The organism is Croceitalea marina (genome assembly GCF_042684265.1).
GTDB lineage: Bacteria > Bacteroidota > Bacteroidia > Flavobacteriales > Flavobacteriaceae > Croceitalea > Croceitalea marina.
Window position 1 is genome coordinate 51,654 of the sequence record NZ_JBHULB010000002.1, and the last position, 13,143, is coordinate 64,796.

At 35.9% G+C, this 13,143-nt stretch carries 16 protein-coding genes; 3 read left to right on the plus strand and 13 right to left on the minus strand.

Going from position 1 to position 13,143, the window contains the following annotated elements; all coding sequences use genetic code 11:
* Positions 1 to 50: 50 nt before the first annotated feature.
* The 13 genes from ACFSQJ_RS00750 to ACFSQJ_RS00810 form a co-directional block, all read right to left on the minus strand.
* Entirely contained in the window at positions 51 to 1,547 is a 1,497-nt protein-coding gene (locus ACFSQJ_RS00750; RefSeq protein WP_377764838.1) for a M20/M25/M40 family metallo-hydrolase, read from the minus strand.
* Positions 1,544 to 2,119 (minus strand): DUF6563 family protein, encoded by a 576-nt coding sequence (locus ACFSQJ_RS00755; protein WP_377764839.1) that lies wholly within the window; start codon positions 2,117 to 2,119, stop codon positions 1,544 to 1,546. The genes ACFSQJ_RS00750 and ACFSQJ_RS00755 overlap by 4 nt, the downstream gene beginning before the upstream one ends.
* Before the next feature lie 273 nt (positions 2,120 to 2,392).
* Positions 2,393 to 2,908, minus strand: a complete 516-nt coding sequence (locus tag ACFSQJ_RS00760) for a hypothetical protein (RefSeq protein WP_377764840.1) — start codon at positions 2,906 to 2,908, stop codon at positions 2,393 to 2,395.
* 83 nt (positions 2,909 to 2,991) lie between these two features.
* Positions 2,992 to 3,753: a tryptophan synthase subunit alpha gene (trpA, locus tag ACFSQJ_RS00765; protein WP_377764841.1), complete on the minus strand. Its 762-nt coding sequence runs from the start codon at positions 3,751 to 3,753 to the stop codon at positions 2,992 to 2,994.
* Position 3,754: 1 nt separating this feature from the next.
* Entirely contained in the window at positions 3,755 to 4,939 is a 1,185-nt protein-coding gene (gene trpB, locus ACFSQJ_RS00770; protein ID WP_377764842.1) for a tryptophan synthase subunit beta, read from the minus strand.
* Positions 4,940 to 5,003: 64 nt separating this feature from the next.
* Positions 5,004 to 5,684 (minus strand): phosphoribosylanthranilate isomerase, encoded by a 681-nt coding sequence (locus ACFSQJ_RS00775; protein ID WP_377764843.1) that lies wholly within the window; start codon positions 5,682 to 5,684, stop codon positions 5,004 to 5,006.
* Positions 5,685 to 5,687: 3 nt separating this feature from the next.
* The gene (trpC, locus tag ACFSQJ_RS00780) at positions 5,688 to 6,470 is read right to left on the minus strand and encodes an indole-3-glycerol phosphate synthase TrpC (protein WP_377764844.1); all 783 of its coding nucleotides are present in this window, start codon (positions 6,468 to 6,470) and stop codon (positions 5,688 to 5,690) included.
* Between the two features lie 83 nt (positions 6,471 to 6,553).
* Positions 6,554 to 7,549, minus strand: a complete 996-nt coding sequence (trpD, locus tag ACFSQJ_RS00785; protein WP_377764845.1) for an anthranilate phosphoribosyltransferase — start codon at positions 7,547 to 7,549, stop codon at positions 6,554 to 6,556.
* Positions 7,546 to 8,112, minus strand: coding sequence for an anthranilate synthase component II (locus ACFSQJ_RS00790; protein ID WP_377764846.1), 567 nt, complete (start codon positions 8,110 to 8,112; stop codon positions 7,546 to 7,548). Before ACFSQJ_RS00790 ends, trpD begins: the two co-directional genes overlap by 4 nt.
* A complete protein-coding gene (locus tag ACFSQJ_RS00795; RefSeq protein ID WP_377764847.1) occupies positions 8,113 to 9,510 on the minus strand; it encodes an anthranilate synthase component I family protein in 1,398 nt (465 codons plus the stop codon). It abuts the gene before it with no gap.
* Between the two features lie 235 nt (positions 9,511 to 9,745).
* On the minus strand, positions 9,746 to 10,318 hold the full coding sequence (locus ACFSQJ_RS00800; RefSeq protein ID WP_377764848.1) for a YceI family protein: 573 nt from the start codon (positions 10,316 to 10,318) through the stop codon (positions 9,746 to 9,748).
* Between the two features lie 40 nt (positions 10,319 to 10,358).
* Positions 10,359 to 10,991, minus strand: coding sequence for an NAD(P)H-dependent oxidoreductase (locus ACFSQJ_RS00805; protein WP_377764849.1), 633 nt, complete (start codon positions 10,989 to 10,991; stop codon positions 10,359 to 10,361).
* Positions 10,992 to 10,993: 2 nt separating this feature from the next.
* Positions 10,994 to 11,440 carry a MarR family winged helix-turn-helix transcriptional regulator gene (locus ACFSQJ_RS00810; protein ID WP_377764850.1) on the minus strand — a complete coding sequence of 149 codons (447 nt, stop codon included), beginning with the start codon at positions 11,438 to 11,440 and terminating at the stop codon, positions 10,994 to 10,996.
* Positions 11,441 to 11,573: 133 nt separating this feature from the next.
* On the opposite strand from ACFSQJ_RS00810, the gene ACFSQJ_RS00815 reads away from it, so the two are divergent.
* The 3 genes from ACFSQJ_RS00815 to ACFSQJ_RS00825 all read left to right on the plus strand — a co-directional run bounded on the left by ACFSQJ_RS00815 (position 11,574) and on the right by ACFSQJ_RS00825 (position 13,131).
* On the plus strand, positions 11,574 to 12,128 hold the full coding sequence (locus ACFSQJ_RS00815; protein WP_377764851.1) for a TlpA disulfide reductase family protein: 555 nt from the start codon (positions 11,574 to 11,576) through the stop codon (positions 12,126 to 12,128).
* A gap of 2 nt (positions 12,129 to 12,130) precedes the next feature.
* The gene (locus ACFSQJ_RS00820; RefSeq protein WP_377764852.1) at positions 12,131 to 12,745 is read left to right on the plus strand and encodes a thioredoxin family protein; all 615 of its coding nucleotides are present in this window, start codon (positions 12,131 to 12,133) and stop codon (positions 12,743 to 12,745) included.
* A 77-nt stretch (positions 12,746 to 12,822) separates the two neighbouring features.
* Positions 12,823 to 13,131 carry a rhodanese-like domain-containing protein gene (locus ACFSQJ_RS00825; RefSeq protein ID WP_377764853.1) on the plus strand — a complete coding sequence of 103 codons (309 nt, stop codon included), beginning with the start codon at positions 12,823 to 12,825 and terminating at the stop codon, positions 13,129 to 13,131.
* Positions 13,132 to 13,143: the final 12 nt, after the last annotated feature.

A 13,143-nucleotide genomic window follows, 5' to 3' on the forward strand; every position in this document is an offset into this window, starting at 1 on the left:
ACTGCAATATGGGTTTCAGTGTGTTGAATGTTTTCTGATTGTGATGGTTTTTAGTTTGGAGTTGTACTTAACAGAGCATAAAAAGCCTTTATCCCATATGCCAACTGCCCAATTTTTAAATTCTCATTGGGGCTATGTTGGTTGTTATCGGGGTTTACCATAGGTACAATAAAAGCAGGTATTTGTAACTCATTAATGAAAGGGGCAATTGGCACTGTGCCTCCCATAATCCGTATTTGAACAACATCTTCGTTGAACGCTTGTTTCATTGTATTAACAAGAAAATCTCCATATTCATTATCTAAATCTGTTCTAAAGGCATCGGTAACAGAGCCTTCTAGAACAGTTACGATTTTAGTATGGGTGAGCCGCTCTTCTTTTGTAGGTGCATGGTCTAAAATATGGTATCCTTGATTAGTAATATGTGATTTTACCAATTTTTTCAATCTGTTGCCATCAGATTCTGGAACCAAGCGTAAATCCAACTCGGCGGTTGCCGAGGCAGGAACAATGGTCCGGGCTTCTTTTCCTATCCATCCTGAGCCTAACCCACGAATATTCAAACTGGGGTATTGTAAGGCTTCTTGGTAAAAGCTTCCTACTTTTTCAGCTGATTTAAATTGCAACTTTTCCGCAATGGCTTGATTGCTATCCGGAACACTTTTTAGAATATTCTGCTCTGCTTCGCTAATAGTGATACCATCATAATAACCTTTTATGGTTACACGGCCTTCAGTATCTTTCATTGAAGCTAATAATTGTGCCAATTGAAAACCTGGGTTAGGAGCATAATTACCGTAATGACCGCTATGTTGCGGTTTTACAGGACCATAAGTAGTTAGAGAAAGTGTGGTAATACCGCGGCAACCATAAACGACTGTTGGTTTTGCAGAAGAATGAACTGGACCATCTGCAATTAATAAGAAATCCGCTTCTAATAGCTCTCGATACTCTTTTACCGCCGCTGGTAATGGTTTGCTACTTTTTTCTTCTTCACCATCTAAAATTACTTTTATGTTAAAGGGCAGTGTTTTTCCTTCTTTCTTCAATAAATCAAAGGCATTTAATAGCATTACAATAGGGCCTTTGTCGTCTGAGGTAGAACGACCGAACAAACGCCAATTGTAATCTATACTGTCTTTTAAAGTTTCAAGGGGAATAGTTTCAAAATCATTTTCTATAGGTTGCTTTAAAACAGTTTTATAAGGACTAGCCTGATTCCATTTGCCTGGGTCAACAGATTGCCCATCAAAATGCATATAAATGAGTACCGTAGGCTTACCTTCTTCCATAGGAAGGGTCGCAAAAAATAAGGGGTGGTTTTCAGTTTCCAATTCGGCGGTGTTAAAACCACGTTGGGTGAATTTTTCCTTAAGCCAAAAAAGATTCCTCTGAATGTCATTCGCATTTAAGGCATCGTTAGGTATAGCCACAAAATCTTGTAGTTCATTGATGGAATTTGCTACTTGTGGTTTTAGTAATAAAGAGTCTTGGGAATAAGTATATGAAATCGATATGGTTAATATAAGCAATAGGATTACCCTCATAAGTTATTTAGTTTATAGACATATTTTAAGATTAGTTCATTTATTGAATCTCTATTTTGACTTTTTTCTTCCCGATACAATTTTAAAAGCTCTAAGTTATGTTCACTCAAAAGTTCTTCTAACCCAAAATCATTCAAATAAATAATTTTGTTATTGGTTGTATCTAATAGATAAGGGAATCTTAATTGTGCTAATTTGGCAGCTTGAATTCCAGAACCTATGGCCCCGCCTAACTTGCTCCAAAACATTGATGTTTCAGTTTCTTGAATTTGATAGTTAAATAGGTTTTCATCTTGGGATATTCCTCCAAGGAATAATAGAACCCTTCCATTATTAAGAACAGGTGAATACCATTGCTGAGCTTTATATTTAAAGCAATTAATGTATAAAGTATCTCCTGAAGAATAGGCTAGAATATTCTTTTTTATTTCCTTTCTAGAGATTGATTTATCTAAAGATGTCAAACGGTAGTCATTCCCACCTGACATTTTAATTTCTCCTAATGTTCTTTTTTCTAATTTAAGAAAAGCATTATTTGAAGGTTTTTTTTGCTTTATTTCATTAGTGTTCATATAAATGCCTTTTGGAAATAATTGTCCAGCCGCACTAAATAAGCTGAATAATACAAGAAATACGAACAGAATACTATTTAACCCGCTAACATTTATTTTAATATGAGTGATAGATTTCACAGTTTTTTTGAGTTTAGTGGTTTTCAGACCTCATACTAAACTATGATTTTTATTAAGTAAAAACATTATAATTATTAGAAATAAAGCTATGCTTTGCTCGATTACAACTATTAACAACTTGCTAAAAGATATCAAAAAAGCTAGCAATAGGCCTTAAAAACTATAGCCAAACCCTATATAAAACCATTCTGCAGCACCTAAGCCGGTTCTAAATACAAAGCCCTTTGGAGATTGCTTTCTGTAACCTATTGATATGCTTGGGTAAAACGTGCTATCATCACCTGGTGTTATGCCTTCTTCTAAATTGTCATCATTTCTTCTATGGTCTAAAAAATACCCTAGCCCCAAACCTACTTCAAAGTGACTCTTTCCTTTTCCTGTTAGCCCTGTAACCCCTATAGCAGTCAAAAGTCCAGTACCACTATTACTTCCGCTAAAGTCCAAGGTAAAATTCCCGCCCGATTTTGCAGTAAAATAATACGATTTAAAAAAGCCTTTCTCTTTAGTAGCAATAAGCCTGTCATAGCTAAGATGTGCCGAGTTTACAAGTACAAAAGACCCAAGTGAGAGTTGAATTACATTTTTTGGCACCACTTGACGAGTATTTTCTTGTGAATAGGAATTTCGGGTAAGTAGACCGATTAAGATTAAAAAGAAGTATTTTTTCATGTTAGTGTTTATAGCTATTGGCAATACTAACATTTCAAAAAGGAAAAACCCTTCTTTTATCTTGATGTTTTTTATAAATTCTTTTATCTAATCGTCTTTACAAAATCAGAGATGCTTTCTATTCCATTAGAAGTCAAATATTTAATAAACGCAGAGCCTATAATAGCTCCTTTGGCCGTTTTCGTAGCTTGTTGAAACGTTTCTGCATCTTTAATGCCAAAACCTACGATTTGCGGATTCTTTAAATTCATAGTTGCAATGCGCTCAAAGTAGTCGGTTTGCTCGTTCCCAAAACCTGATTTAGAACCGGTAACACTTGCAGAACTTACCATATAAATAAAGGCATCAGAGGCTTCATCAATTTGATGGATACGTTCCCCACTGGTCTGTGGTGTAATCAAGAATACATTAAGTAGTCCGTATTTTTTAAAAGTGGCTTCATAATCTGATTGATAGACATCTAGGGGTAAATCGGGCATAATAATCCCGTCAATACCAATTTCAGAGCACTTTTTGCAAAAGGCTTCCACACCATACTGAAGCATGGGATTAAAATAACCCATTACAATCAGTGGAATGGACACAGTTTCTCTAATTCTGGCAAGTTGCTCAAAAAGCTTTTCGGTGGTCATCCCATTTTTTAGTGCGGCGGTAGAGCTATCTTGAATGGTTGGTCCGTCAGCTAACGGGTCGCTAAAGGGTAGTCCGATCTCAATCATATCTACCCCATTTCGCTCTAAATCTTGAATGATTTGTACGGTGTCAGTTAAACTTGGATAACCAGCAGTAAAATATATCGAAAGAAGTTTTTTATCCTCCTGTAGTTTTTGATGAATCCTATTCATTTTACGCCAACTTAAAGTAATCAATATAGGTTTGTAAATCTTTATCCCCACGACCAGATAAACTGATTACGACCACATCATCAGGTTGAAATTTTTTATGGTCAAAAATTGCGAAGGCATGGCCTGTTTCTATTGCGGGAATGATACCTTCCAACTGCGAAAGTTCCAATCCAGCAGTCATCGCTTCATCATCTGTGGCAGAGTAAAATTCTGCTCTACCAGATTTATGTAAATGCGAATGCATTGGTCCAACCCCAGGATAATCCAATCCAGCAGAAATTGAATAGGGTTCCGTTATTTGTCCGTCAGTTGTTTGCATCAACATGGTTTTACAACCATGAATTATACCTACTTTTCCTAATGCAGAAGTTGCGGCACTTTCACCAGTTTCAACGCCTTTTCCGGCTGCCTCAACAGCTATGATACCTACTTGGGGCTCATTAAGAAAATGATAGTAGGTGCCCGCGGCATTACTGCCACCACCAATACATGCTACCACATAGTCAGGATTTTCACGTCCTTCTTTTTCTTTCAGTTGCCATCTGATTTCTTCTGAAATTACCGATTGAAAACGGGTAACCATATCAGGGTAGGGGTGTGGCCCAATTGCAGAACCAATAATGTAATGTGTGTCCACCGGATTATTAATCCAATCGCGAATCGCTTCATTAGTAGCATCCTTTAAAGTTCTGCTCCCAGAAAGCGCAGGGCGGACTTCGGCACCGAGCATCTTCATACGGGCAACGTTTGGTGCTTGGCGTTCGATATCTATTTCACCCATATAAACAATACACTCCATTCCCATAAGGGCACAAACAGTGGCCGTGGCCACACCGTGTTGTCCGGCGCCAGTTTCAGCTATAATTCTCTTCTTACCTAGTTTTTGAGCCATTAAAATTTGGCCTATGGTATTGTTTACTTTGTGCGCACCTGTATGGTTTAAATCTTCTCGTTTTAAATAGATTTTGCAATTGTGCTTTTCGGAAAGGCGTTTGGCAAAGTAAAGTGGGGAAGGTCGCCCTACATAATCTTTTAAAAGTTGATGGAATTCTTTTTGAAAAGATTCTTCATACATGATATCCAAATACTTTCGACGTAGCTCTTCTACATTTGGGTATAACATTTCAGGTATAAATGCTCCTCCAAATTCCCCATAATATCCTTTTTCGTTAGCGTGATAATTCATAGTTGTCAGTATTAAGTGATGGTTGATTAGTTAATTGTCTTTAAAATGATACCCTTTTAAATCATTATTTTATAATCAATGTTTCCTTAAACTCTTTTATTTTTTTTATATCCTTTAGACCGGGCTCCAATTCAAATTTACTGTTCACATCTATTACGTGACAATATTGAGATTCCGGTCTTTTTAAAAACTCATGTATCGATGTTAATTCTTCTATACCTATTCCCCCACTTAAAAAATATGGTTTGGTTGAGGGATAGTTTTTTAAAACAGACCAATTAAAGGTGCAACCATTGCCCCCGGGTAATTTACCCTTGGTATCAAAAAGGTAAAAATCACAAACATCTTCAAAGTGTCGTAATTGCTCAAAGTTGAAGCTGTCTTTTATTGAAAAAACCTTAATAATTTTTAGTTGCGGCACACGTTTTTTTAGTTCATCGCAAAAGGATGGGCTTTCCTTACCATGTAGCTGAACATAAAGTAAGCTGAACTGCTCGACCAAATGCTTGATTTCGGCTATTGTTGCATTGACAAAAACGCCCACTTTTTTAATACTATGGGGAATAGCTGGCATATCACCTTTAAAATAGCGTTTTGATGGCTCCCAAAAAATAAAGCCCAGATAATCCGGCTTCAATCCTGCCACCTCTGATGTATTGTCATTCATGCCACAGACTTTCAACTGTAAGGACACTTTGTCTTTAGTTGTATGATTTTTGTCTTTATTGGTATAATAATAATCCATCGGTTACTTCAATTTTTGAATAAACTCCTTAGCGCTTTTACCGGGATTGTTAGTTTTCATGAAATTTTCACCTATCAAAAATCCTTCGTAACCAAATTGTTTTAAGTCTCTAATGGCCTCTAGGGAACTGATGCCGCTTTCTGAAACTTTCACAAAATCATCAGGAATAATTTTAGCAAGACTTTTGCTGGTATCTAAATCAACCTCAAAAGTCTTAAGATTACGATTGTTTACGCCTAACATATCCAAGCTTGGCATAATCGATTTATGTAACTCCTCTTCGTTATGTACTTCTAAAAGAACATCTAAATCTAAACTTTTAGCAAGTTCAGAAAAGGTTTTTATTTCTTCTTTTGATAAAACTGCGGCTATTAGCAAGATTACATCGGCCCCGTTCGACTTAGCCTCAATAATCTGGTATTCATCAATGATAAATTCTTTTCGTAATAAAGGCATAGTCACAGAAGCTCTTGCCAATTGTAAATCTTCTAGTGAACCACCAAAGTATTTGATATCGGTCAAAACACTCATACCGCACACATCAGCTTTTTGATAACCAATGGCAACTTGCCCCACATTGGTATTTTGATTTATGGTGCCTTTGGATGGTGAGCGTCTTTTGTGTTCTGCGATTATTCCGGTCGAACTATTTTGCAATGCTGAAGCCAAAGAATTTCTCGTCCTTCTGAAAAGAACAGACTGTTCCAATTGGGCAACGGGAAGAAGTGATTTTTTTAAGTCGACTTCCTTGTATTTATCGGCTACTATTTTATTAAGTATGTCCATTTTCTATTTTTTGTCATTTCGACATGGGTTTCACCATTGAGAAATCTATTTTTTTAGATGTCTGACATTCGTTTGACATGACATCAGTTTTTACTTAGTTCCTGTAATTTCTTTAATGCTTTTAATCCGTTACCATTTAGTAATGACTCTTTAGCCTTTTCAAAACCTTCTGCTGGACTAATGTCTTCAACCGTAGCGATAGCAACCCCTGCATTGGCACAAACCACATTGTTTTGGGCTTTGGTACCTTTTCCATTTAGCACATCCATAAATATTTGGGCTGAATCTGGAATATCGTTTCCACCAACAATTTCATTTGCTTTAATAGCTGTTATACCGAAATCTGAGGGTTTTAATATGGCTTCCGAACCATTTGAAATAGTCTTGGTGTCACCTGTTAAACTTATTTCATCGTATCCGTCAAGAGCATGAAGTATGGTGAAATTTTTATCAGTATTCTGGTATAGATATCCATACATTCTGGCCAATTCTAAGTTAAAAACCCCAACCATTTGGTTTTTAGGAAATGCCGGATTTACCATTGGCCCCAACATATTAAAAAAGGTCTTCACTGCCAATTCTCTTCGTATTGGAGCTACATTTTTCATCGCAGGGTGAAATAGAGGTGCATGCAATACACAGATACCGGCTTCATCAATCGATTTTTTTAGGAAATCGGCCTCATTACTAAATTTAATACCCAAAAACTCCATAACGTTGCTACTGCCACATTTAGAGGAAACCCCGTAATTACCATGCTTCGTAACTTTGATTCCCGCTCCGGCGGTAACAAAAGATGATAGCGTAGAAATATTAAAAGTGTCTTTGCCGTCACCGCCCGTGCCGCACAAATCTATAGGATTATATTCAGCTAAATCAACGGCTAAACATAATTCTAAAAGTGCATCTCGAAAACCTTCCAATTCTTCTATGGTAATGCTGCGCATCATATATACCGTTAAAAATGCGGCTATCTGACTCGTATTATAATCCCCTTTGGCAATATTTACCAGAACTTGCTTGGCATCTTCCTTTTCAAGAATCTCGTGATTTATTAATCTATTTAGGGTCTCTTTCATTTTTGTAACCAATTTTTTAGTATTTGCTTGCCTTGAGGAGTTAAAACTGACTCAGGGTGAAATTGTACCGCCCTAATGTCAAATTCTTTGTGCCTTAATGACATTACTTGTCCGTTTTCATCAAAAGAAGTGGCTTTCAAACTATCCGGTAAATTTGAATTCACCACCCACGAATGATAGCGACCGACTTCTATGTTTTTAGGTAAACCTTTAAAAATATAATCTTCTTCGACAATTTCTATTGTTGTAGCAACACCATGATATACTTGGTCTAGATTGATTAAACTACCTCCAAAAACTTCACCAATGGCCTGCTGTCCTAAACAAACACCTAGTATTCGTTTTTTGCCCGCATAGGTTTTGATGATTTCTTTTAAAAGGCCTGCCTCATCTGGAATACCAGGGCCGGGAGAAAGTACTACCTCTTCAAAGTCATCAACTTCGCTTAACGTTAATTGGTCGTTACGTTTAACAATTACTTCGCAATCTAAATCTTCAAGATAGTGCACCAGGTTATAGGTGAAACTATCATAATTATCTATCATTAATATTTTTCTCTCCATCTAGATAGTTTCAGCAATTTCAAGTGCTTTATTTAAAGCTCCGAGTTTGTTATAGGTTTCTTGTAATTCGTCTTCTGCATCAGAGGCAGCAACCAAGCCGGCACCGGCTTGAAAATGTAATTCATGGTCTTTGCTTAAAAAGGTTCTAATCATAATGGCATGGTTGAAGTTTCCTTTAAAATCCATAAAGCCGATAGCGCCTCCGTAATAACCTCTACTGGTTTTTTCATACTTTTCAATAAGTTGCATGGCCATATGTTTAGGAGCACCACTCAAGGTACCTGCAGGAAAAGTATCGGCAACAATTTTCAAGGTTGAAATATCAGGCTTTTTCATACCTGTAACTTTAGAAACCAAATGAATGACATGCGAAAAATATTGCACCTCGCGGTAGGTTTCTACATTCACAAGATTGCCATTTCTGCTAAGGTCGTTTCTGGCTAGATCAACCAACATTACATGTTCGCTATTTTCTTTATCATCTTGCGCTAATTGCTTCGCTAGTTCTGCATCTTTTTCATCATTGCCGGTGCGTTTATACGTTCCTGCAATAGGATGGATTTCTGCCTTACCGTCTTTTACAATCAATTGCGCTTCTGGAGAACTGCCAAAAATCTTAAAATCTCCATAATCAAAAAAGAAAAGATAAGGTGATGGATTTATAGAACGAAGCGCTCTATACACATTAAATTCATCCCCTTTAAAGCTTTGCGAGAACCTTCGGGAAAGTACCAATTGAAAAACATCACCTCTTTGACAGTGCTTTTTTGCCAGTGCGACCTGTTCTTTAAAAGCATCATCTTCTAGATTAGTTTTTACACCTCCGTCTTTAGAAAATTTATAGGAAGCAAAACTTCTTACTTTGAGAACTTGCTCTAACTGTGGAATATTATTTTCAGTTTCAAAACAGTGCGCGAAAAGATAAGCCTCGTTTTTAAAATGATTAATGGCAATTACGTTTTGGTATACAGCATAGTAGATGTCGGGAATAGCAACTGAATTATCTTTTTTTGAAATTTCAACATCCTCAAAATAGCGAACAGCATCATAAGCCATAAAACCAAAGAGTCCGTTTGTAATGAACTTAAAATCTTGATTTTCTACTTCAAATTTTTTGCTAAAGGCATCAATTTCTTGGGTAATGTCTATCTCATCTGTTATTTGAATGACATCACTGCTACCATCCGGATAATGTTTGGTAATTATTTCACCTTCAATTTTAATTGAGGCAATAGGATTGCAACAGATATATGAAAAGCTATTGTCGTTGGCATGATAATCACTACTCTCAAGTAAGAGGCTATTAGGAAATTTATCCCTAATCTTTAAATACACGCTTACCGGGGTAATGGTATCTGCTAGAATTTTTTTATAGTGGGTCTGTAATTTAAATTTCATTTTAAGGTCATAAATTAAAAAAGGCCTGTCGTGATGACAAGCCTTTATATATTTTTTAATAGGGACTAGTTCACGATGTACGTCGCAAAGTATTCCACCACCAGTTGTTGTTCAAAGTTTTCATTGGGTCAAATATAGAAATCAATTTTAAACTATCAAATAAAGTTATGTTATAAAAAAACATCCTGTCTTTAGACAGGATGTAGTAATTTTCTTTTTCAATTATTGGTAAAGACTAAAATTCTAAATCTACTACCAAATCAAATTCGTCATAAATAGCTTTATCTGCTGCTGCTCCAAATAAGGTTGAACCATATTTTACGTCATATTTGGTTCTATCAACTTTTAGGCTGGCCGTTGCCTTGCTTCCATATATAGAAATATCAAACGTCACCGGTTCGGTAATTCCCTTTATAGTCAAATCTCCAGTTACTTCATATGAGTTTTTACCAGAGGCTTCAACCTTTGTAAATACTAATGTTGAAGTCGGATTTGCAGCAGTTGAAAAGAAATCATCAGAATGTAAATGACCGTCTAATTTTCCTTTGTAATCGCCTTCTAAATCAGTAGTGTTTATTGTAGTCATATCTACTGTAAATTCACCTCCGGTAAGTTTATCGCCGTCAAACTCTAAAGCTCCAGATTTTAGGGTGATAGTACCCGTATGTGATCCGGTCACTTTATAGGCTTTCCAGGTTACCTTACTAGTTTCTGTATTTACTTCTTTTTTTTCACCATCTATGGGGTTTGCCATAGTGGTTGCTCCGAATACTAAGGCCAATGCTAAACTTAAAATGTTCTTTTTCATTTTTCTAAAATTAAATTTTGTTGATTTTTGTTATTATGTATTAAATATGGGTAAATAATTCCTTTTTTGATTTACGAACTTTGGCATAATGTTGCGTTTGATCTTCTTCTGACCTATAACCAATGGGCAATACCACGGTTGCGGTCAATCCTTTTTCTGCAAGCCCTAAGATTTCATCATATTTATCAGCTTCAAAACCTTCCATTGGGCAAGTGTCTATTTTTAACTCTGCTGCTGCCTGCATTAAGTTTCCTAAAGCTATATACGCTTGTTTGGCGGTCCAATTTTCTTTAACCTCCTTAGGTAAATCTAAAAGATTGGACTTCATAAAGTCACTGTACTCTTTTAAGCTTTCTTCTGGAATATTTCTTGTTGTGGAAACATTCGATACGTAACTATCCACAAGTTCAGAACCAAAATTGGTTAAGCTCGCAAATACAATGAGGTGAGAAGCATCTGTAATCTGTGATTGTCCCCAAGAAACAGGTTTTAACTTTTCCCTTATGTCCTTATTTTCAATAATAAGAATCTGGTAAGGCTGCAATCCATATGAAGAGGCACTTAAGCGCGTTGCTTCAAGCAAAGTTTCAAAATCTTCTGACGATACTTTTTTAGTAGCGTCAAATTTCTTGGTGGCATAACGCCAAGTTCTATTTTCTAAAGTGTTGTTCATTTTTAAAATTTATCTAATAAAGTATTTAATTCTTCTAAATCTTGATGGGTAAAGCCTACTAAAACCTCAGCTTCGGCAAGTTCTATGGCTTTGTCCATTTCTTTTAACGACTGTTCTCCTTCTGAGGTAATATTTATTTCAATCTTACGTCTGTTTGAAGGACATATTTGTCTTTTTACAAAACCCTTGAGTAAAAGCTTATCAACCAATCTGGTAGTATTACTCATTTTGGTGACCATACGTTCATTGAGCGTCGAAAGGTTTGCCGGGGAGCCTTTTTGCCCTCTTAAAATCCGTAAAACATTGAACTGCTGCAATGAAACGTCAAAAGGTTTAAGAGCTTGGGTCATAGCATCATTGAGTTTTGAGTTAACTAAGGACAAATGAATTATCGTCTTAGTCTCAATGGGTATTTCCTTTTTGGTCTTAATTATCTTTTCAACATTCATGTCATTACAATAATTGTATATACAAATGTATGATAATTAGCAGCATACTTCAAAATTTATACAAGCTAATTTTGTGTTAAAGCTTTAATAAGCCTTTTGAGTTTATTTAATTTTAAGCTTTAAATAACACTAAATGAAACAATTACTGCTTTTGGGGATTTTATCACTAATATTTTTAAGTTCCTGTGGTTCAAAAAATAAGGCCGAGGCCACTACGGTTATAGAAGTTAAAACTGAAGCTGATTTATCTGAAAAAGAGGTTGCAATTGAATTCCCCATTTATGACTACGAAGGTTTAAGACCTCTACTGGAAAGAAAGGATGACAAAACCTACATTATAAACTTTTGGGCCACTTGGTGCAAACCCTGTGTTGCAGAACTTCCTGATTTTGAAAGAATATACGCTGAACAAAAGAATAACAATGTAGAAATGGTTTTGGTAAGCCTTGACATGCCATCTATGTGGAAGAAAAAATTGGTTCCGTTTGTAAAAGAAAAAGAATTGAAAGGCCAAGTTGTAATTTTAGATGATCCAAAAATGAATGAATGGATACCTAAGATTGATGCGGATTGGGAGGGCGGAATTCCGGCGACTTTGATATATAATAAGGAAAAACGAATATTTTATCCTCATGGTTTTACCTATGAGGAGCTCAATACTGAACTAGATAAATTTTTAAGCGAATAGATATGAAGAAATTTAAGATAATTGGATTACTAACTTTATTGGTAATTACAATGTCATTTGTAAATAACGATAAAGCAGTACTAGGTTATGAAATAGGGGATGTCGTAACAGATTTTTCATTGAAAAATATTGATGGTAATATGATTTCTCTTGCCGATTATAAAGAAGCAAAAGGGTTCTTTGTAATATTCACCTGTAATACATGCCCTTATGCCATAGCGTATGAAGATAGAATTATTGCTTTGAATGAAAAATACAAGTCTAGAGGTTTTCCTGTAATTGCCATAAACCCCAATAACCCCGAGGTTAAACCAGGGGATAGTTTTGAGGAAATGAAGTCAAGGGCCAAAGAAAAAGGTTTTAATTTTCCTTATGTCTTGGACGAAGGCCAAAGGATATACCCTCAATATGGAGCGACCAAAACACCGCATGTATACCTTTTAGAAAAAACGGATAAGGGCAATGTCGTTAGATATATCGGCGCCATAGATGATAATTATCAAGATGCCGCGAAAGTTGAAGAAAAATATGCAGAAAATGCAGTTGATGCCCTTTTGGCCGGTGAAGAAGTAAAAGTCACAAAGACTAGGGCGATAGGATGTTCAATAAAAGTTTAATTAGAAAAATAAATAGTTTTAAGTCTGGAGTTATGCTCCGGACTTTTATTTTTACAAAACTTAATTTAATTAAAGAGATGGATTTAACACAAGAAGAATGGTATGAGCAACTTAAAAATGATGATAACGCTTTTATCTTGGATGTTCGTACCCCTGAAGAAGTTGAAGAAGGCTATATTCCCAACGCTACTAACATAGATATCTACTTAGGACAAGAATTTTTAGATGAACTTGAAAAACTAGATAAATCCAAAAACTTTTATGTGTACTGCCGTTCAGGCAATAGAAGTGGGCAAGCCTGTGCTATTATGAACAGCATAGGAATAGAAAACGCGTATAACCTAGAAGGAGGTTTTATGAATTGGGATGGGGATAGAGTAGAATAGAAACCACCACTA

Bases quoted from the DNA above. Each gene is read 5' to 3' on its own strand.
- ACFSQJ_RS00825 (WP_377764853.1), top strand. From the start codon at position 12,823: ATGGATTTAACACAAGAAGAATGGTATGAGCAACTTAAAAATGATGAT.
- ACFSQJ_RS00805 (WP_377764849.1), bottom strand. From the start codon at position 10,991: ATGAACAACACTTTAGAAAATAGAACTTGGCGTTATGCCACCAAGAAA.
- ACFSQJ_RS00755 (WP_377764839.1), bottom strand. From the start codon at position 2,119: ATGAACACTAATGAAATAAAGCAAAAAAAACCTTCAAATAATGCTTTT.
- ACFSQJ_RS00760 (WP_377764840.1), bottom strand. From the start codon at position 2,908: ATGAAAAAATACTTCTTTTTAATCTTAATCGGTCTACTTACCCGAAAT.
- ACFSQJ_RS00815 (WP_377764851.1), top strand. From the start codon at position 11,574: ATGAAACAATTACTGCTTTTGGGGATTTTATCACTAATATTTTTAAGT.
- ACFSQJ_RS00800 (WP_377764848.1), bottom strand. From the start codon at position 10,318: ATGAAAAAGAACATTTTAAGTTTAGCATTGGCCTTAGTATTCGGAGCA.
- trpA (WP_377764841.1), bottom strand. From the start codon at position 3,753: ATGAATAGGATTCATCAAAAACTACAGGAGGATAAAAAACTTCTTTCG.
- ACFSQJ_RS00790 (WP_377764846.1), bottom strand. From the start codon at position 8,112: ATGGAGAGAAAAATATTAATGATAGATAATTATGATAGTTTCACCTAT.
- trpC (WP_377764844.1), bottom strand. From the start codon at position 6,470: ATGGACATACTTAATAAAATAGTAGCCGATAAATACAAGGAAGTCGAC.
- trpB (WP_377764842.1), bottom strand. From the start codon at position 4,939: ATGAATTATCACGCTAACGAAAAAGGATATTATGGGGAATTTGGAGGA.
- ACFSQJ_RS00775 (WP_377764843.1), bottom strand. From the start codon at position 5,684: ATGGATTATTATTATACCAATAAAGACAAAAATCATACAACTAAAGAC.
- ACFSQJ_RS00820 (WP_377764852.1), top strand. From the start codon at position 12,131: ATGAAGAAATTTAAGATAATTGGATTACTAACTTTATTGGTAATTACA.
- ACFSQJ_RS00810 (WP_377764850.1), bottom strand. From the start codon at position 11,440: ATGAATGTTGAAAAGATAATTAAGACCAAAAAGGAAATACCCATTGAG.
- ACFSQJ_RS00795 (WP_377764847.1), bottom strand. From the start codon at position 9,510: ATGAAATTTAAATTACAGACCCACTATAAAAAAATTCTAGCAGATACC.
- trpD (WP_377764845.1), bottom strand. From the start codon at position 7,549: ATGAAAGAGACCCTAAATAGATTAATAAATCACGAGATTCTTGAAAAG.
- ACFSQJ_RS00750 (WP_377764838.1), bottom strand. From the start codon at position 1,547: ATGAGGGTAATCCTATTGCTTATATTAACCATATCGATTTCATATACT.